The following is an 18,385-nucleotide window of genomic DNA, read 5'->3' on the forward strand; positions in this document are numbered from 1 at the left end:
GACGAGCGCCCGGTCCGCGACGCGCGACGGTAGGGTGGGTGACCGTCAGACATCCTTTAAGGCCCGTCCTGTGAGGCGGGGAAGGAGGTCGCCGGACATGAGCTCTGGCGCTGCTGTGCCCACACCCGCTTCATCGACCCCCGAGGCCGGGACCGTCGTCCTGACGGCCGCCGACATCTCCCGCGCGCTGACGCGCATCGCCCACGAGATCGTGGAGCGCAACAAGGGGGCCCACGACCTGGTCCTCCTCGGCATCCCGACGCGCGGTGTCCCGCTCGCGACGCGGCTCGCCGAGCGACTCGCCGCCATCGAGGAGACGCCCGCCGACGGCGCGCCCGACCCGCACGCCATCGTCGGCGAGCTCGACGTGACGATGTACCGCGACGACCTGCACCGCCACCCGACGCGCACGATCGGCGCGACGCGCCTGCCCGCGTCGGGCATCGACGGCAAGGTCGTGGTGCTCGTCGACGACGTCCTGTACTCGGGGCGCACGATCCGCGCCGCGCTCGACGCGATCAGCGACCTCGGGCGTCCGCGCGCCGTGCAGCTCGCCGCGCTCGTCGACCGGGGCCACCGCGAGCTGCCGATCCGTCCCGACTTCGTCGGCAAGAACCTGCCGACCTCGACGTCCGAGCGCGTCAGCGTGCGCCTCGCGGAGGTCGACGGCACGTCCGCGGACGGGTCCGCCACGGACGCGGTCGTGATCCGGCCCGCGACCCCGGGGGCGGAGGCGCGCGCATGAGGCACCTCCTGTCCACCCAGGACCTCGCCCGCACCGACGCGGTGCGCATCCTCGACACGGCCGCGCAGATGGCCGCGACGCAGGCGCGCGAGATCAAGAAGCTCCCGACGCTGCGCGGCCGCACGGTCGTCAACCTCTTCTACGAGGACTCGACGCGCACCCGCATCTCGTTCGAGACCGCCGCCAAGCGCCTGTCGGCCGACGTCATCAACTTCTCGGCCAAGGGCTCGAGCGTGTCCAAGGGGGAGTCGCTCAAGGACACCGCGCTGACCCTCCAGGCGATGGGCGCGGACGCGGTCGTCGTCCGCCACCAGGCCTCCGGGGCCCCGCACCTGCTCGCCCACGCGGGCTGGCTCGACGCCGCGGTCCTCAACGCCGGCGACGGCACGCACCAGCACCCCACGCAGGCGCTGCTGGACGCGTACACGCTGCGGCGCCACCTGTCCGGGACCGCCCTCACCGCCGCCGGAGCGAGCGGCCCGGACGACGCGGCCGCGCGCGGCGCGGGCCTCGACGGGCGGCACGTGGCGATCGTCGGGGACGTGCTGCACTCGCGCGTCGCGCGCTCGAACGTGCACCTGCTGCACACCCTCGGAGCGCGCGTCACGCTCGTGGCCCCGCCCACGCTGCTGCCCGTCGGCGTCCAGACGTGGCCGTGCGCGGTCTCCTACGACCTCGACGCAACCCTCGCGGGCGACACCGCGCACGGCGGCCCGGACGCCGTGATGATGCTGCGCGTGCAGCGCGAGCGCATGAGCGGCTCGGGAGCCGGCGGGGGAGCGTTCTTCCCCAACCCGCTCGAGTACAGCCGCAAGTACGGGCTCGACGCGCGGCGGCTCGGGCTCCTCGCCGAGCACGCGATCGTCATGCACCCCGGGCCGATGAACCGCGGGCTCGAGATCTCCGCGCAGGCGGCGGACTCGCCGCGCGCCGTCATCGTCGAGCAGGTCGCGAACGGAGTCGCCGTGCGCATGGCCGTGCTCTACCTCCTCCTCGCGGGCAGCGACGAGACCGACGCCGCCCCGGCGTCGGGCGTCCCGCTCTCGCCCGCCCAGCCTCCCGCCGTCGAAAGGGTCCCCGCCTCGTGAGCAGCGCCGCAACCACCACGTACGTCCTGCGCGGCGCGCGCCCGCTCGGGGGCGAGCCCGTCGACATCGTGCTCTCCGGCGGCGTGATCGCCGAGATCGCTCCGGTCGGCGCTGCGCGCGCCGGGTCCGACGACGGCGAGACCGTCGTCGTCGACGCGACCGGCCTCGTCGCCCTGCCCGGCCTGGTCGACCTGCACACGCACCTGCGCGAGCCGGGTCGCGAGGACGCGGAGACGATCGAGTCCGGCACGCGCGCCGCCGCGGCGGGCGGGTTCACCGCCGTGCACGCGATGGCGAACACGACGCCCGTCGCGGACACGGCCGGCGTCGTCGAGCAGGTGTGGCGCCTCGGTCGAGACGCGGGCTGGGTCGACGTGCACCCCGTCGGCGCCGTCTCCGTCGGGCTCGCCGGCGAGCAGCTCGCCGAGCTCGGCGCGATGGCCGACTCCGCGGCCCGCGTGCGCGTCTTCTCGGACGACGGGAAGTGCGTCGACGACCCGATCCTCATGCGCCGGGCGCTGGAGTACGTCAAGGCGTTCGACGGCGTCGTCGCCCAGCACGCGCAGGAGCCGCGCCTCACCGAGGGCGCCCAGATGAACGAGGGCGTCGTCTCGGCCGAGCTCGGCCTCGCGGGCTGGCCCGCGGTCGCCGAGGAGGCGATCATCGCGCGCGACGTGCTCCTCGCGGAGCACGTGGGCTCGCGCCTGCACGTGTGCCACCTGTCGACCGCGGGCTCGGTCGAGATCGTGCGCTGGGCCAAGGGCCGCGGCATCGACGTCACCGCCGAGGTCACGCCCCACCACCTCGTCCTCACGGACGACCTCGCGCGCGGCTACGACCCGACCTTCAAGGTCAACCCGCCGCTGCGCACCGCCGCTGACGTCGAGGCGGTGCGCGAGGGCCTCGCGGACGGGACGATCGACATCGTCGCGACCGACCACGCGCCCCACGCTCGCGAGGACAAGGACTGCGAGTGGGCCGCGGCCGCGTTCGGCATGACCGGCCTGGAGACGGCGCTGAGCGTCGTGCAGCAGACCATGGTCGACACCGGCCGCCTCACGTGGGCCGACGTCGCGCGCGTGCTGTCGAGCGCGCCCGCGCGCATCGGCCGCATCGACGCCGGCGAGCGCGCCCAGGGCCGCCCGCTCGAGGTCGGCGAGCCCGCCAACGTCACGCTCGTCGACCCGGCCGCACGCCGGGTCGTCGACGGCGCTGGGCAGGTCACGGCGAGCACCAACACGCCGTTCCAGGGTCGCGAGCTGCCCGGTGCCGTCGTCGCGACGTTCCTGCGCGGGCGGGCCACGGTCCTCGACGGCGCACCCGTCCCGGCGGGCACCGACGCGCGGGGGGTGCGGGCGTGAACCTGCCCCAGCCCGTCGCGGTCGGCATCTGGGTCGTCCTCGGCGTCGTCCTGCTGACGCTCGTCCTCGTCGGTCGACGCCGCCTCGTGCGCCGCTCGGTCGGCGTCGTCCCGACGCCTCCGGCGGCGCCCGCCGACGCGGCGCGGGGCGCCGTGGTGCTCGGGCCGCTCGACGCGCTCTACGTGTCCAGCACGCTCGCGGGCGACTGGCTCGCGCGCGTCGGGGCCCACGGCCTCGGCGACCGGTCCCAGGCCCAGGTCACCGTGCACGACGGCGGCCTGCACGTCGCGCGCAGCGGCGCCCCGGACGTGTGGGTGCCCGCAGCGGCGGTCGGGGGCGCGTCCCTCACGCCCGGCATGGCCGGCAAGTTCGTCGGCAAGGAGGCCATCGTCGTCGTGACGTGGACCGTGCCCGCGGAGCCCGTCCCCGCCGACGCGCCCGAGGCTCCGGCGAACCCCGAGGTACGGCTCGACACCGGCCTCCTGCCCCGACACGACCACGACGTCGCGCGCCTCCTGGAGGCCGTCCAGCGCCTCGCCGGACGAGCCGACGGCGACCGCGACGCACCCGCCGCCGACGGCTCCCACGAGCGACGACCCGGGGCGCCGAGCGGCGCCGCCCCCGCAGACCCCGCAGACCCGGCGCCGACGCGCGAGAGCGCGACACCCGGCACCGACGAGAACGACGAGGAAGCACCGTGACCGCCCCAGTGAACCCAGCGACCACCCTGACCTCAGCGACCGCACCGCCCACCGACCGGGCCCTGATCGTCCTCGAGGACGGCACCGTGCAGACCGGGCGCGCCTACGGCGCGCGCGGCACCACGGTCGGCGAGATCGTCTTCAACACCGGCATGACCGGCTACCAGGAGACGCTCACCGACCCCTCCTACCACCGCCAGATCGTCGTCATGACGGCGCCCCACATCGGGAACACCGGCGTCAACGACGAGGACCCCGAGTCCGGCAAGATCTGGGTCGCCGGGTACGTCGTGCGCGACGCCGCCCGCCGGGCCTCGAGCTGGCGCGCGCAGCGCACCCTGGACGACGAGCTCGCCGTGCAGGGCGTCGTCGGCATCAGCGACGTCGACACGCGCGCCCTGACGCGCCACCTGCGCGAGCTCGGCGTGATGCGCGCGGGCATCTTCTCCGGCGACGCGCTCGTGCGCGACGGCTACCCCCGCACCGTCGAGGACCTCGTCGCCGAGGTGCAGGCCGCGCCCGCGATGGCCGGCGCCGACCTCGCGCGCGAGGTCAGCACGGACGAGGCGTACGTCGTCGAGCCCTTCGAGGGCACGACGCCCGACGGCGAGCCCGTCGCGACCGTCGTCGCCGTCGACCTCGGCATCAAGTCGATGACGCCGCAGCGCCTCGCGCAGCGGGGGGTGCGCGTGCACGTGGTGCCCGCGGCCTCGACCATCGAGGACGTCGAGGCGTACGCGCCCGACGGCGTGTTCTTCTCCAACGGCCCGGGCGACCCGGGCGCCGCCACGCACGAGGTCGAGCTGCTGCGCGACGTCCTGGACCGCGGCACCCCGTTCTTCGGGATCTGCTTCGGCAACCAGATCCTCGGCCGCGCCCTCGGGTACGGCACGTACAAGCTCGCGTACGGCCACCGCGGCATCAACCAGCCCGTCATGGACCGCCGCACCGGCAAGGTCGAGGTCACCGCGCACAACCACGGGTTCGCCGTGGACGCGCCGCTCGACGGCGAGTCCGTCGCCCCGCACGACGGGGGCCGCTACGGGCGCGTCGTGGTGTCGCACGTCGGGCTCAACGACCAGGTGGTCGAGGGGCTCGAGTGCCTCGACCTGCCCGCCTTCTCCGTCCAGTACCACCCCGAGGCCGCGGCCGGCCCTCACGACGCCGCGTACCTCTTCGACCGCTTCGTCGAGCTCATGGCGTCCCGACGCGCCGAGAGCTCCGCAGCCGCCGACCAGAACACCAAGGAGAGCTGACCGTGCCTCGCAGAACCGACATCTCCAGCGTCCTGGTCATCGGGTCCGGCCCGATCGTCATCGGCCAGGCGTGCGAGTTCGACTACTCCGGCACCCAGGCGTGCCGCGTGCTCAAGGAGGAGGGCCTGCGGGTCGTCCTCGTGAACTCGAACCCGGCCACGATCATGACCGACCCCGAGTTCGCCGACGCGACCTACGTCGAGCCGATCACGACCGAGGTGCTCACCTCGATCATCGCCAAGGAGCGCCCCGACGCGCTCCTGCCCACGCTCGGCGGGCAGACCGCGCTCAACGCGGCGATCGCGCTCGACGAGGCGGGCGTCCTCGCCGAGTACGGGGTCGAGCTCATCGGCGCGAACATCGAGGCGATCCAGAAGGGCGAGGACCGCCAGCAGTTCAAGGACGTCGTCGAGAAGTGCGGCGGCGAGTCGGCGCGCTCGGTCATCGTGCACACGGTCGACGAGGCGATCGCGGCCGCGGGCGACCTCGGCTACCCGATGGTCGTGCGCCCGTCCTTCACGATGGGCGGCCTCGGCTCGGGCTTCGCGTACGACGAGGAGGAGCTGCGCCGCATCGTCGGGCAGGGCCTGCACTACTCCCCGGTGACCGAGGTGCTCCTCGAGGAGTCGATCCTCGGCTGGAAGGAGTACGAGCTCGAGCTCATGCGCGACAAGCACGACAACGTCGTGGTGGTGTGCTCGATCGAGAACGTCGACCCCGTCGGCGTGCACACCGGCGACTCGATCACGGTCGCGCCGTCGCTGACGCTCACGGACCGCGAGTACCAGAAGCTGCGCGACATCGGCATCGCCGTGATCCGCGAGGTCGGGGTCGACACGGGTGGCTGCAACATCCAGTTCGCCGTGGACCCGGACACGGGCCGCGTCATCGTCATCGAGATGAACCCGCGCGTCTCGCGCTCGTCCGCGCTCGCGTCCAAGGCGACCGGGTTCCCGATCGCGAAGATCGCGGCGAAGCTCGCCGTCGGCTACACGCTCGACGAGATCCCCAACGACATCACGCAGGTGACCCCGGCCTCGTTCGAGCCCACGCTCGACTACGTGGTCGTCAAGGTGCCGCGGTTCGCGTTCGAGAAGTTCCCGGCCGCCGACCCGACGCTCACGACGACCATGAAGTCCGTCGGCGAGGCCATGGCGCTCGGGCGCAACTTTACCGAGGCGCTCGGCAAGGCGCTGCGCTCGATCGACAAGGGCGGGTCGGTGTTCCACTGGGACGGCGACCCCGTCTCGGGCGCGGACCTCGACGAGCTCCTCGTGCGCATCGCGCGCCCCACGGAGAACCGCATCATCGGCGTCCAGCAGGCGCTGCGCGCCGGAGCGAGCGTCGAGCAGGTCTTCGAGGCGACGAAGATCGACCCGTGGTACCTCGACCAGATCCAGCTCGTCAACGAGGTCGCGGCGGCCGTCGCGGGCGCCCCGGCGCTCACCGAGGACGTGCTGCGCGAGGCGAAGAAGCACGGCCTGTCCGACGCGCAGGTCGCGCGCCTGCGCGGCATGGGCCCGGCGGGCGAGGCCACGGTGCGCGAGGTGCGGTACGCGCTCGGCGTGCGCCCCGTCTACAAGACGGTCGACACGTGCGCGGCCGAGTTCGCGGCCCGCACGCCGTACCACTACTCGTCCTACGACCTCGAGACCGAGGTCGCCCCGCGCGAGCGCGAGGCCGTGATCATCCTCGGCTCGGGCCCGAACCGCATCGGCCAGGGCATCGAGTTCGACTACTCGTGCGTGCACGCGGCGCTCACGCTGCGCGAGCGCTACGAGACGATCATGGTCAACTGCAACCCGGAGACGGTCTCGACGGACTACGACACCTCCGACCGCCTGTACTTCGAGCCGCTCACGTTCGAGGACGTGCTCGAGGTGTACCAGGCCGAGCTCGCCGCGGGCCCGGTGAAGGGCATCATCGTCCAGCTCGGCGGCCAGACGCCGCTCGCGCTCGCCCAGCGCCTCGCCGACGCCGGCCTGCCGATCCTCGGCACGAGCCCCGAGGCGATCGACGCCGCCGAGGACCGCGGCGAGTTCGGCCGCGTGCTCGTCGAGGCGGGCCTGCCGGCCCCGGCGTTCGGCACCGCGCGCTCGCTCGACGAGGCGAAGGACGTCGCGGCCGGCATCGGCTACCCGGTGCTCGTGCGCCCGTCCTACGTGCTCGGCGGTCGCGGCATGGAGATCGTCTACTCGGCCGAGCAGCTCACGGGCTACGTCGAGCGCGCGCTCGCCGCGGCCGCCGCCGAGGACCGCACGGCCGGCACGCTGCCCGCGCCGCTGCTCATCGACCGCTTCCTCGACGACGCGATGGAGATCGACGTCGACGCGCTCTACGACGGCACCGAGCTGTTCCTCGGCGGCGTGATGGAGCACATCGAGGAGGCCGGCGTCCACTCCGGCGACTCGGCGTGCGTGCTGCCTCCGGTGTCGCTGTCCGAGCAGGAGATCGAGCGCATCCGCCGCTCGACCGAGGCCATCGCGAAGGGCGTCGGCGTGCGCGGCCTGCTCAACGTGCAGTACGCGCTCGTCTCGGACGTCCTGTACGTCCTGGAGGCCAACCCGCGCGCGTCGCGCACCGTGCCGTTCGTCTCCAAGGCGACGGGCACGTCGCTCGCCAAGGCCGCGGCCCGCGTCATGGCGGGTGAGACGATCGCCGAGCTGCGCGCGGCGGGTGCCCTGCCCGCCGAGGGCGACGGCGGCACGCTCCCGCTCGACGCGCCGATCGCGGTCAAGGAGGCGGTCCTGCCGTTCAAGCGTTTCCGTACCGCCGACGGCGTGGTCGTGGACACGGTCCTCGGCCCGGAGATGCGTTCCACGGGCGAGGTGATGGGCTTCGACCGCGACTTCCCGCACGCGTTCGCCAAGTCGCAGGCCGCGGCGTTCGGCGGGCTGCCGACGTCGGGCCGCGTGTTCGTCTCGGTCGCCGACCGCGACAAGCGCTCGATCGTGTTCCCGGTCAAGCGGCTCGCGGAGCTCGGGTTCGAGATCCTCGCGACGGACGGCACGTCGAGCGTGCTGCGCCGCAACGGCATCGCGTCGCGCGTGGTGCGCAAGTTCTCCGCGGGCCGCGGTGCGGACGGCGAGCCGACGATCGTCGACCTCATCACGGCCGGCGAGGTGGACATGGTCATCAACACCCCGTCCGGGCAGGGCGCTCGTGCCGACGGCTACGAGATCCGGGCCGCCACGACCGCGGCGGACAAGCCGATCGCGACGACGGTCGACCAGCTCGCCGCGGCGGTGCAGGGCATCGAGGCGGTCCTGGCGGGACCGTTCGCGGTGGCCAGCCTCCAGGAGCACATGGCGGGCGAGGGCCTGACGGCCGGCGTCACGCTGCCCATGGCCGCCGCGGAGCGGGTGAGCGCGTGAGCGCGGGCTTCGGCGCGCGGCTCGCTGCCGCGATGGACGACCACGGGCCGCTGTGCGTCGGGATCGACCCGCACGCGAGCCTCCTCGACGCGTGGGGCCTGCCCGACGACGCCGACGGTGTCCGTGAGCTCGGCCTGCGGGTCGTCGAGGCGGTCGGGGGGCGGGTGGCCGCGGTCAAGCCGCAGGCGGCGTTCTTCGAGCGCCACGGCTCGCGCGGGGTCGCGGCCCTCGAGGAGGTCATCGCGGCCGCCCGGGCGGCGGGGACGCTCGTCGTCGTCGACGCCAAGCGTGGCGACATCGGCTCCACCATGGACGCGTACGCCGAGGCGTTCCTCCGGGACGGCTCGCCGCTCGCGGGGGACGCGCTGACCGTCTCGCCGTACCTCGGCTTCGGGTCGCTCGCGCCGGCGGTCGACCTCGCCCTGTCGTCCGGCCGCGGGCTGTTCGTCCTGTGCCTCACCTCCAACCAGGAGGGCCACGAGGTGCAGCACGCGCGCACGCTCACGACCGACGGCCGGCCGGCCGGGCCGAGCGTCTCCGCGGCGATGGCTGCCCACGCGGCCGTCCTCAACCAGGGCGCCGAGCCGATGGGCTCGGTCGGTCTCGTCGTCGGGGCGACCGTCGGCGACGCGGCGGCGCGGACCGGGACGGACCTGACCGCCGTGAACGGGCCGCTGCTCGCGCCGGGCGTGGGTGCCCAGGGCGCGGGGGAGCGCGAGCTCGCCACCGTGTTCGGGGACGCTCGTCGTCAGGTGCTCGCGTCCTCCTCGCGCGGCGTCCTGCGCGCGGGACCGGACGTCGACGCGCTGCGCGCGGCGGCCCGGTCGGCCACTGACGAGGTCGCGCGCGCACTGCGCGGTTGAGCGACGGTCACCCGGTCGACGGGGCCGGCACCTGCGGGTGCCGGCCCCGTCGCCGCGCCGGCGTCCGGGCGTGGACACCGCCGTCCCGCCGAACTGACCCTGCGGCCGTCGTGCCGTGCGAGACTGCGCCCATGACCTCCCACGACGCGACCTCGAGCCCCTCCGCCATGCCCGAGCGCGGCGAGAAGAACTCGGCCGTACCCGCACCCGCGGCCGGAGCGGTGCCGGGGGCGCTCGACGTGCCGGGCACGTGGAACGCGCGCGACGTCGGTGGCCGGGCCGTCCCGGTCGGTCACGACGAGCCGCTGCGCACCGGCGTGCTCCTGCGGACGGCGAGCCTGTCGCGCCTGACCCCGGCGGGCCAGGCGGCGCTCTCCGACCTCGGGGTGACGACGGTGCTCGACCTGCGCGGGGACGACGAGCTCGAGCGTGACGGCGCGGACGTCGTGCCGGGCGGTGTCCGGGTGCTGCGCCGCGGCATGGACCCGACGCGGGGCCTGCAGGCCGGGGGCGGCGCCGGCGGGGGAGCGTCGGCCGACCCCGCGGCGCTCATCGCGGGCCTGCTGGCGGCCGACGACCCGACGGCGGTCGCGCGCCGCATGATGCACGGCGTGTACGCGACGTTCGTCCAGGACCCGGGCATCCGCGCCACGGTCGGGCGCGTGCTCGGCGAGGTCGCGTCGTCGGAGGGCGCCGCGGTCGTGCACTGCTCGGCGGGCAAGGACCGCACCGGGTGGGTGGTCGCCCTCGCCCAGTACGTCGCGGGCGTCGGGGAGGAGGACCGCCGGGCGGAGTACCTCGCGAGCCGCACCGCCGTCGGTGGCCTCGCCGCGCTCGTCCCGCCCATCCCGGGCCTGTCCCCGGACGCGTTGGCCTCGGTCCTGACCGTGGAGCCCGAGTACCTCGAGGGCGCGTGGGAGCTCGCGGCCCGGGAGCACGGGAGCGTGGACGGCTACCTCGTCGCGTGCGGGGTGACGACCCCGGTGCGCGACGCCCTCGTGGCCCGCCTCGTGGCGTCCTGATCGTCGTCCTCGACCTCCGCACGTCGTCCGCGCGTCGGCCGCTCAGCGTCTGCCCAGCGTCGGCTCGGTGCGGCGTCGGTGCGTCGACCGCGCGCGACGCGCCACGTCCAGTCGTTGCCCGATCGGTCGAGGCTCGCTACTTTCGAGGGGTCGGCTCCGTGCGTCGGCGCAGGTCGCCCGGGTGATTCACCCGATAAGGGCTCCTCGTCGAGGCACGCCGGGACGACTGAGTGGGCCCATCCGCCTGACGACGAGTAGGTGACTTGCGTGGCACTTCCACCCCTGACCCCAGAACAGCGCGCGGCGGCGCTCGAGAAGGCCGCAGAGGCCCGACGCGTGCGCGCCGAGGTGAAGAACAGGCTCAAGTACTCCCAGGGCTCCCTGAAGGAGGTCATCGAGCGCGGGCAGACGGACGACATGATCGGCAAGCTCAAGGTGGTCTCGTTGCTGGAGTCCCTTCCCGGCGTGGGTAAGGTGAAGGCTCGGGCGATCATGGAGGAGATCGGGATCGCCGAGACACGTCGTGTCCGCGGCCTCGGTCCCCACCAGTCCGCGGCCCTCATCGAGAGGTTTGGCTGACATTTCCGCGCACCCGTCCGAGCCGACGCCGCACGCCCCCACCGAGGGGACGTCGGCGCCGGTGGTCTCACCCAGCCCCGCCCGCCTGACCGTCCTGGCCGGACCGACCGCCGTCGGGAAGGGGACGGTGTCGGCCGACATCCGCGCCCGGTACCCGGAGGTGTGGCTGTCCGTGTCGGCGACGACGCGCGACCCGCGGCCGGGCGAGGAGGACGGCGTCCACTACCTGTTCGTCGGCGCGGACGAGTTCGCCCGCATGGTCGCGGAGCGCGAGCTGCTCGAGTGGGCGGTGGTGCACGGTCGCAACAGCTACGGCACGCCCCGGCGCGCGGTCGAGGAGAAGCTCGCCGCGGGCGTGCCGGCGCTCCTGGAGATCGACCTCCAGGGCGCGCGCCAGGTCCGCGCCTCCATGCCCGAGGCGCGGTTCGTGTTCCTCGCCCCGCCGAGCTGGGACGAGCTGGTGCGCCGGCTCGTGGGCCGCGGCACGGAGGACGCGGAGGAGCGCGAGCGCCGGCTCACGACGGCGCGGGTCGAGCTCGCGGCGGAGTCGGAGTTCGACCACGTGATCGTCAACGACGAGGTGCACCGCGCGACGGACGAGCTCGTGCGCGTCATGGGGCTCGAGCCGCGCCCGGTCGTGGCGGCGACGGGCGATCCCGCGCCGGCGGGGGCTCCCGCGCCGGCCGGGCGCACCGAGCGGCGCATCGAACAGCACAGCGAGTAGACTGTCCTGCGGTGCCCGTGCGCGGGCCCGCTCCCCGGTGGGCCGCTGGCCCGGTCGGCGGCCCGCCTGCTGTGCGCGGTGCCGCGGCCGCCCGGCCCCGGACGGAGCGGTCGGCGCGCCGCCGCCATCGACCAGCTGCAGCCGTCGGCTGCAGACCCTTGAACCCACGGAGCGAACTGTGTCCGGAACCGTCGCCGCCCCCGAGGGCATCACCGACCCGCCCATCGACGACCTGCTGGAGCACGTCGACTCGAAGTACGCGCTCGTCATCTACTCGGCCAAGCGCGCGCGCCAGATCAACGCGTACTACTCGCAGCTCAGCGAGGGCCTGCTGGAGAACGTCGGGCCCCTGCTCGAGACGCGCAACCAGGAGAAGCCGCTGTCGATCGCGATGCGCGAGATCAACGCGGGCCTGCTGACGATCGAGGCCGAGCCCGACGAGGCAGACGAGGCCTGAGCCCGTACGCCGCGCACCTCCCCGTGGAGGGCGCGGCGTTCGTGCGTCCACGGCCGTCCAACGGCATGGTGGGCGCGGTGCCGGGCTGGACCGGCGGGAGGAGCGACATGCGGATCGTGCTCGGGGTGAGCGGCGGGGTCGCGGCGTACAAGGCCGTGCTGCTGCTGCGGCTGCTGCGCGAGCAGGGCCATCGGGTGCGGGTCGTGCCCACGGCGTCGGCCCTGCGGTTCGTGGGCGCCCCCACCTGGGAGGCGCTGTCGGGCGAGCCCGCCACGGACCAGGTGTTCGAGGACGTGGAGCACGTGCCGCACGTCGCGCTCGGCCAGGGCGCCGACCTCGTCGTCGTGGCGCCCGCGACCGCGGACCTGCTCGCGCGGGCGGCGTCGGGTCGGGCGGACGACCTGCTCACCTCGACGCTGCTGACCGCGCGCTGCCCGGTCGTGATGGCGCCCGCGATGCACACCGAGATGTGGGAGCACCCGGCCACGCGCGCGAACGTGGCCACGCTGCGCGCGCGCGGCGTGCACGTGATCGAGCCGGCGTCGGGCCGCCTGACGGGCGCCGACACGGGTCCGGGCCGCCTGCCCGAGCCGGACGAGATCGCGCGGGTCGCGCTGGCCGTCGTCGAGGGTCCCGGCGACGGCGCCCGTGTCGAGGGCGCCGGGCCGGGGCGCGACCTCGCGGGCCGGCGCGTCGTGGTGTCCGCCGGGGGGACGCGCGAGCCGATCGACCCGGTCCGCTTCATCGGCAACCGCTCGAGCGGGCGTCAGGGGGCCGAGCTCGCGCGGGCCGCGCGGGCGCGGGGTGCTCACGTGACGCTCGTCGCGGCGAACCTCGCCCCGGACGTCGCCGCGCTGGTGCAGGGCGCCGGCCTGGACGACGTGGTCACGGTCGAGACGACGGCCCAGCTGCGCGAGGCCGTGCGCGCCGCCGCGGCGGCGGCCGACGTCGTGGTGATGGCTGCGGCGGTCGCGGACTTCCGTCCGGCGCACGCGCCCGGGGCGAAGATCAAGAAGGTGCCGGGCCGCGGTCCTGAGCCGATCGCGCTCGTCGAGAACCCGGACGTGCTCGCCGAGCTCGCGCACGACCGGCTGCGCGCCGACCAGGTCGTGGTGGGCTTCGCGGCCGAGACGGGGGACGCCGACGGCTCGGTGCTCGACCACGGCCGGGCGAAGGCGCGCCGCAAGGGCGCCGACCTGCTCGTCGTGAACGCGGTGGGCGAGGGGCTCGGGTTCGGCGTCGACGCGAACGACGTGACCGTCGTCGACGGGGCCGGCGAGGTCGTCGCGACGGCGGGCGGGACCAAGCGCGCGGTGGCGGACGCCGTGTGGGACGTCGTCGCGGGCCGCGTGGCCGCGGGGTCGCCGGGTGGCGGGGTCTCACGGGCCGAGTGACCCGCGTCTCGTCTCGCCTACCGGATGCCCGCGCCCACGCCTCGGGACAGTAGGCTGTGCGGCATGGCTGATCTGCGTCTGTTCACGTCCGAGTCCGTCACCGAGGGACACCCGGACAAGGTCTGCGACCAGATCTCCGACTCCATCCTCGACGCGCTCCTGACGCAGGACCCGACGTCCCGCGTGGCGGTCGAGACCATGGTCACCACCGGCCTCGTGCACGTCGCGGGCGAGGTGACGACCGACGCGTACGTCGAGATCCCGCAGATCGTGCGCGACGTCGTGCGCCGCATCGGGTACACGTCGTCCGCGATCGGGTTCGACGCGGACTCGTGCGGCATCTCGGTGTCGATCGGGCAGCAGTCGCCCGACATCGCGCAAGGCGTCGACAAGAGCCTCGAGGAGCGCGACGACCAGCGCGACCACGACCCGCTCGACGCGCAGGGCGCGGGCGACCAGGGCCTGATGTTCGGGTACGCGAGCGACGACACCCCGAGCCTCATGCCGCTGCCGGTCTGGCTCGCGCACCGCCTCGCGGAGCGCCTCGCGCTGGTGCGCCGCGACGGGACGGTGCCGGGGCTGCGCCCGGACGGCAAGACGCAGGTCACCATCGGGTACGACGGCGACCGTGCGGTCACGCTCGACACCGTCGTCCTGTCGACGCAGCACGACCCGGACGTGCGCCAGGACGCGCTGCACCGCCTCATCGCGGACGACGTGGTCGCACCGGTCCTCGCAGCCGCAGGCGTGGACCTGGACACGCGCGAGACGCGCCTGTTCGTGAACCCGACGGGCACCTTCGTCGTCGGTGGCCCGCAGGGCGACGCCGGCCTGACGGGGCGCAAGATCATCGTGGACACCTACGGCGGCATGGCCCGCCACGGGGGCGGCGCGTTCTCGGGCAAGGACCCGTCCAAGGTGGACCGCTCGGCCGCGTACGCGACGCGCTGGGTCGCGAAGAACGTCGTCGCGGCGGGCCTCGCGCGCCGCTGCGAGGTGCAGGTCGCGTACGCGATCGGCAAGGCGCACCCCGTGGGCCTGTACGTCGAGACGTTCGGCACGGAGAAGGTGCCGGTCGAGCGCATCACGGCCGCGATCCGCGAGGTGTTCGACCTGCGCCCGGCGGCGATCATCCGTGACCTGGACCTGCTGCGTCCCATCTACGCCGCGACGGCCGCGTACGGGCACTTCGGCCGCGAGCTGGAGCAGTTCACGTGGGAGCGCACGGACCGCGTCGCGGACCTGCAGTCCCAGGTGTGACGCGCCCGGCCGGGCCCCGCGCGGTCGTGACCGCCGGGACGCCCGTCGACCGGCCCGCCGTGTCCGTGACCGCCCGGGTGACCGCCCGGGTGACGGCCCGGGCGACCGCCGAGGTCGTGACGGCGGCGCGTGGTTCGATGACGTCGTGAGCGAGCCCGAGGACACGTCGCAGGCGGTGCAGGACACCCTGCCGGGCGTCACGGCGCCCGCAGCACGGCGCCCCGCCGCCCCGGCGTCCCTGCAGGTCGCCGCCCACCTGCCCGTCGCGCGCCTGGCGCTCGACCTGGCGCCCCCGCACCTGGACCGCGCGTTCGACTACCTCGTTCCCGCCGCGATGTCCGACGACGCGCAGCCCGGCGTCCGGGTCAAGGTGCGGTTCGCCGGTCGTGACGTCGACGGGTACGTCCTGGACCGGGCCGAGCGGTCCGACCACGACGGCCGCCTGCTGCCGCTGCGCCGCGTCGTCTCGCCCGAGCCCGTGCTCTCGCCCGCCGTGGCGCGGCTCGCGCGGTCCGTCGCCGACCACTACGCGGGCACCCTCTCGGACGTGCTCCGCCTCGCCGTCCCGCCACGGCACGCGCGCGCCGAGCAGGCGCTCGCGGCCTCCGTCGCCGCGGCGCCCGACGGCGACGGCGCGGGAGGCGTGGCGCCGGACGACGGGCGCGGGGCCGACGGTGTGCCCGCTGCCCCGCCCGGTACGGACGGTGCGGCGGCCTCCCCCGGGGCGCCCGGCGGTTCGGTGTGGGCGCCGTACCGCGCCGGTGCGGCGTTCCTCGCGCACGTCGCAGGCGGGGGCGCCCCGCGGGCCGTGTGGACCGCGCTGCCCGGGCTCGCGCCCCCCGCCTCTCCTGCGCCGGGGTCGGAGTCCGCGTCAGGTGCGGACGAGCGAGGACGGGGCGCGGGCCGGGCGCGCCGCGGGGCGGACCCCCTGCCCGTGACGCACTGGGCGGCCGCGGTCGCGGAGGCGGTGCGCGCGGCCCGGTCGGGTGGCCGGGGGGCGCTCGTCGTCGTGCCCGACGCGCGCGACGTGGACCAGGTCTGCGCCGCCCTGGCCGCCGCGGGCCTGCCCGCCTGGGACGCGGCCACCGGGGGCGAGGTCGTGCGCCTGACCGCGGACGAGGGGCCCGCCCCCCGCTACCGCGGGTTCCTCGCGGTGCTGCACGGGCGGGCGCGCGTCGTCGTGGGGACCCGGGCGGCGGCCTTCGCCCCGGTGGCGGACCTCGGCCTCGTGGTGTGCTGGAACGACGGCGAGGACACGCTCGCCGAGCCGCGCGCCCCCTACCCGCACGCGCGCGAGGTCCTCGCGCTGCGCAGCGACCAGGAGGGGGCGGCGTTCCTCCTCGGGTCGCACGGCCGCACGGTCGCGGCGCACGCTCTCGTGGTGCGGGGCTGGGCGCACGACCTGGCCGCACCGCGCGACGTCGTGCGGTCGCGGGCACCCCGGGTCCGTGCCCTGACCTCGGTGGAGCTCGCGGCCGAGGGTCCGGGGGCCGCGGCCCGTATCCCGACCGCAGCCTGGCGGGCTGCGCGGTCCGCGCTGGAGCAGGGACCGGTGCTGGTGCAGGTGCCCCGCTCCGGGTACGTGCCCGTCGTCGCGTGCGGGCGCTGCCGCACACCCGCGCGCTGCACCGTGTGCCACGGCCCGCTCGCGCTGTCCGGTCCGCAGGCGACGCCGCAGTGCGCGTGGTGCGGGGCGCTCGCGGGCGGCTGGTCGTGCGCGGAGTGCCACTGGACGGGCCTGCGGTCGGTGCGGGTCGGTTCGCAGCGCACGGCGGAGGAGCTGGGGCGCGCGTTCGCGGGCGTGCCCGTGCACGTCTCCGGCGCTGCCGCCGCGGGCGGGGTGCTGGGTGCGGTGTCGTCGCGCCCGGCGCTCGTGGTCGCGACGCCGGGCGCGGAGCCGGTCGCCGAGGGCGGGTACGCGGCCGCGCTGCTGCTCGACGCCGCGGTCAGCACCGCGCACGTCGGGCTGGACGTCGCGCAGGACGCGCTCGCCCGCTGGCTCGCCGCGGCGGCGCTCGTGCGTCCGGCGACGGCGGGCGGGCAGGTGCTGCTCGTCGGCGACGCCGCCCCGGCACCGACGAACGCGCTCGTGCGCTGGGACCCGGCGCTCCTCGCGGACCGCGAGCTCGACGAGCGGGCCGAGCTGTCCCTGCCGCCCGCCGTGCGGGTGGCGGCGGTGACGGGGGACCGTCCGGCGGTCGCGGCGCTGCTGGGGAGGGTCGAGCTGGCGCGGCCCGACGCCGTCCTCGGACCGGTGGAGGTGCCCGCGCCCCCGCCGCGCGGGCGTGCGCCGGGAGCCGGGCCGGGCACTGGGGCGGGCACGGGCACGGGGACCGGCGACGGCGCGGGACCGGGGCTGCTGGACGCCCCGCCGGTGCGCGCCGTCGTGCGCGTGCCCGTGCGCGACGGTCGGCGGCTCGCGCGCGAGCTCGCCGCGTCGCTCGCGGTGCGCTCGGCGCGGCGGGAGCCGGGTAGCGTGCGGGTGGAGCTCGACCCGAAGGAGATCTTGTGACGCACCACCCCGCCACGGCCGACGGCACCCCCGGAGGCGCCCCGGCGCGCGCCATCGACGCCGTGCTGTACGACTTCGGCAACGTCCTGGTGGGCTGGGACCCGTACGGCGCCTACGCCGGGCTGGACCGCGAGGGCGTCGACGCGTTCTTCGACGACGTCGACTTCCGGGTCCTCAACCACGAGCGCGACGCTGGGGCCACCTGGACGGACGCTCGCGCCGTGGTCGAGGCCTCCCACCCGCATCACGTGGCGCTCCTGGACCGGTACGTCGCGCAGTTCTCCGCGACGCTCACCGGCCCCGTGGAAGGCTCCGAGGAGCTCGTGCGCGAGCTGCGCGACCTCGGCCTGCGCCTGTACGGGCTGACGAACTGGTCCGCCGAGCTGTACCCGCACGCCGGGCCCGCCGCCCCGGCCACGACGCTCATGGAGGACGTGCTCGTCTCCGGGCGCGAGGGCCTCGCCAAGCCCGACCCCGCGATCTTCGTGCTCGCGGTCGAGCGGTTCGGCCTCGACCCGGCGCGCACCCTCTTCACCGACGACAGCGCCGCGAACATCGACGCCGCGGCCCGGCTCGGTCTGCGCACCCACCTCTTCGACGGCACCCCGGGGTTGCGGGAGGCCCTGCGCGACCTCGGAGTGCCCGTGGCGCGGGGCCGCGAGGCGTCGTGACAGGCGACGGTGCCGGTCTCCGGCGTCACCTGACCACACGCGAGCGGGACGTCCTCGTCCGGATGGTGCGAGAGGGGGCCCGAGGTGAGCCCGTCTCGCCGGCCCAGGACTCCGAGGACCGCCGGCGCTGGCTCGCGCAGGTCGACGCGGTGCGCGTGGTCGGGACGTGCGGGTGCGGCATGTGCCCGACGATCGACCTCGCCGTCCCCGGGGTACCGGACGCCACGGCAGCGCCACTCGTCGTCCTGGAAGCGGGGGTCGACCGTGCGCTCGTGCTGCTCTTCGTGGACGCCGACCTCCTGAGCTGTCTGGAGCTCGCGCCGCTCGACGACACGCGATTCGTCGAGCTCCCGCCCGCGAACGAGCTGCGGTTCTAGC

At 75.3% G+C, this 18,385-nt stretch carries 16 protein-coding genes; all 16 read left to right on the plus strand.

What is annotated here, in order from left to right; all coding sequences use genetic code 11:
• Nucleotides 1–97 precede the first annotated feature (97 nt).
• The 16 genes from pyrR (at nt 98) to NF338_RS09050 (ending at nt 18,384) form a co-directional block, all read left to right on the plus strand.
• Nucleotides 98–745 carry a bifunctional pyr operon transcriptional regulator/uracil phosphoribosyltransferase PyrR gene (pyrR, locus tag NF338_RS08975; RefSeq protein WP_264030440.1) on the plus strand — a complete coding sequence of 216 codons (648 nt, stop codon included), beginning with the start codon at nt 98–100 and terminating at the stop codon, nt 743–745.
• A complete protein-coding gene (locus NF338_RS08980) occupies nt 742–1,833 on the plus strand; it encodes an aspartate carbamoyltransferase catalytic subunit (RefSeq protein ID WP_264030441.1) in 1,092 nt (363 codons plus the stop codon). Before pyrR ends, NF338_RS08980 begins: the two co-directional genes overlap by 4 nt.
• Nucleotides 1,830–3,194, plus strand: a complete 1,365-nt coding sequence (locus NF338_RS08985; RefSeq protein ID WP_264030442.1) for a dihydroorotase — start codon at nt 1,830–1,832, stop codon at nt 3,192–3,194. Before NF338_RS08980 ends, NF338_RS08985 begins: the two co-directional genes overlap by 4 nt.
• Entirely contained in the window at nt 3,191–3,895 is a 705-nt protein-coding gene (locus NF338_RS08990) for a hypothetical protein (RefSeq protein WP_264030443.1), read from the plus strand. Before NF338_RS08985 ends, NF338_RS08990 begins: the two co-directional genes overlap by 4 nt.
• Complete coding sequence (gene carA, locus NF338_RS08995) at nt 3,892–5,151, plus strand: glutamine-hydrolyzing carbamoyl-phosphate synthase small subunit (protein WP_412846455.1); 1,260 nt, start codon at nt 3,892–3,894, stop codon at nt 5,149–5,151. Before NF338_RS08990 ends, carA begins: the two co-directional genes overlap by 4 nt.
• A 2-nt stretch (nt 5,152–5,153) precedes the next feature.
• Nucleotides 5,154–8,525 (plus strand): carbamoyl-phosphate synthase large subunit, encoded by a 3,372-nt coding sequence (gene carB / locus NF338_RS09000; protein WP_264030444.1) that lies wholly within the window; start codon nt 5,154–5,156, stop codon nt 8,523–8,525.
• Between the two features lie 32 nt (nt 8,526–8,557).
• Nucleotides 8,558–9,388, plus strand: a complete 831-nt coding sequence (pyrF, locus tag NF338_RS09005; protein WP_412846504.1) for an orotidine-5'-phosphate decarboxylase — start codon at nt 8,558–8,560, stop codon at nt 9,386–9,388.
• Nucleotides 9,389–9,519: 131 nt separating this feature from the next.
• Nucleotides 9,520–10,410: a tyrosine-protein phosphatase gene (locus tag NF338_RS09010; protein ID WP_264030446.1), complete on the plus strand. Its 891-nt coding sequence runs from the start codon at nt 9,520–9,522 to the stop codon at nt 10,408–10,410.
• Between the two features lie 267 nt (nt 10,411–10,677).
• On the plus strand, nt 10,678–10,989 hold the full coding sequence (mihF, locus tag NF338_RS09015; RefSeq protein WP_021482878.1) for an integration host factor, actinobacterial type: 312 nt from the start codon (nt 10,678–10,680) through the stop codon (nt 10,987–10,989).
• Nucleotides 10,990–11,050: 61 nt separating this feature from the next.
• A complete protein-coding gene (gmk, locus tag NF338_RS09020) occupies nt 11,051–11,713 on the plus strand; it encodes a guanylate kinase (protein WP_264030447.1) in 663 nt (220 codons plus the stop codon).
• A 178-nt stretch (nt 11,714–11,891) separates the two neighbouring features.
• Entirely contained in the window at nt 11,892–12,170 is a 279-nt protein-coding gene (rpoZ, locus tag NF338_RS09025; protein WP_047234226.1) for a DNA-directed RNA polymerase subunit omega, read from the plus strand.
• 107 nt (nt 12,171–12,277) lie between these two features.
• The gene (gene coaBC, locus NF338_RS09030; protein WP_264030448.1) at nt 12,278–13,564 is read left to right on the plus strand and encodes a bifunctional phosphopantothenoylcysteine decarboxylase/phosphopantothenate--cysteine ligase CoaBC; all 1,287 of its coding nucleotides are present in this window, start codon (nt 12,278–12,280) and stop codon (nt 13,562–13,564) included.
• A gap of 63 nt (nt 13,565–13,627) precedes the next feature.
• Nucleotides 13,628–14,824 (plus strand): methionine adenosyltransferase, encoded by a 1,197-nt coding sequence (gene metK, locus NF338_RS09035; protein WP_264030449.1) that lies wholly within the window; start codon nt 13,628–13,630, stop codon nt 14,822–14,824.
• A gap of 145 nt (nt 14,825–14,969) precedes the next feature.
• Nucleotides 14,970–17,336 carry a primosomal protein N' gene (locus tag NF338_RS09040; RefSeq protein ID WP_264030450.1) on the plus strand — a complete coding sequence of 789 codons (2,367 nt, stop codon included), beginning with the start codon at nt 14,970–14,972 and terminating at the stop codon, nt 17,334–17,336.
• Entirely contained in the window at nt 17,333–18,007 is a 675-nt protein-coding gene (locus NF338_RS09045; RefSeq protein WP_264030451.1) for an HAD family hydrolase, read from the plus strand. Before NF338_RS09040 ends, NF338_RS09045 begins: the two co-directional genes overlap by 4 nt.
• Nucleotides 18,008–18,069: 62 nt before the next feature.
• Nucleotides 18,070–18,384 carry a hypothetical protein gene (locus NF338_RS09050; RefSeq protein WP_264030452.1) on the plus strand — a complete coding sequence of 105 codons (315 nt, stop codon included), beginning with the start codon at nt 18,070–18,072 and terminating at the stop codon, nt 18,382–18,384.
• Nucleotide 18,385 lies beyond the last annotated feature (1 nt).

Origin of the sequence: Cellulosimicrobium sp. SH8 (genome assembly GCF_025818875.1) — a bacterium.
Taxonomy (GTDB): domain Bacteria; phylum Actinomycetota; class Actinomycetes; order Actinomycetales; family Cellulomonadaceae; genus Cellulosimicrobium; species Cellulosimicrobium cellulans_D.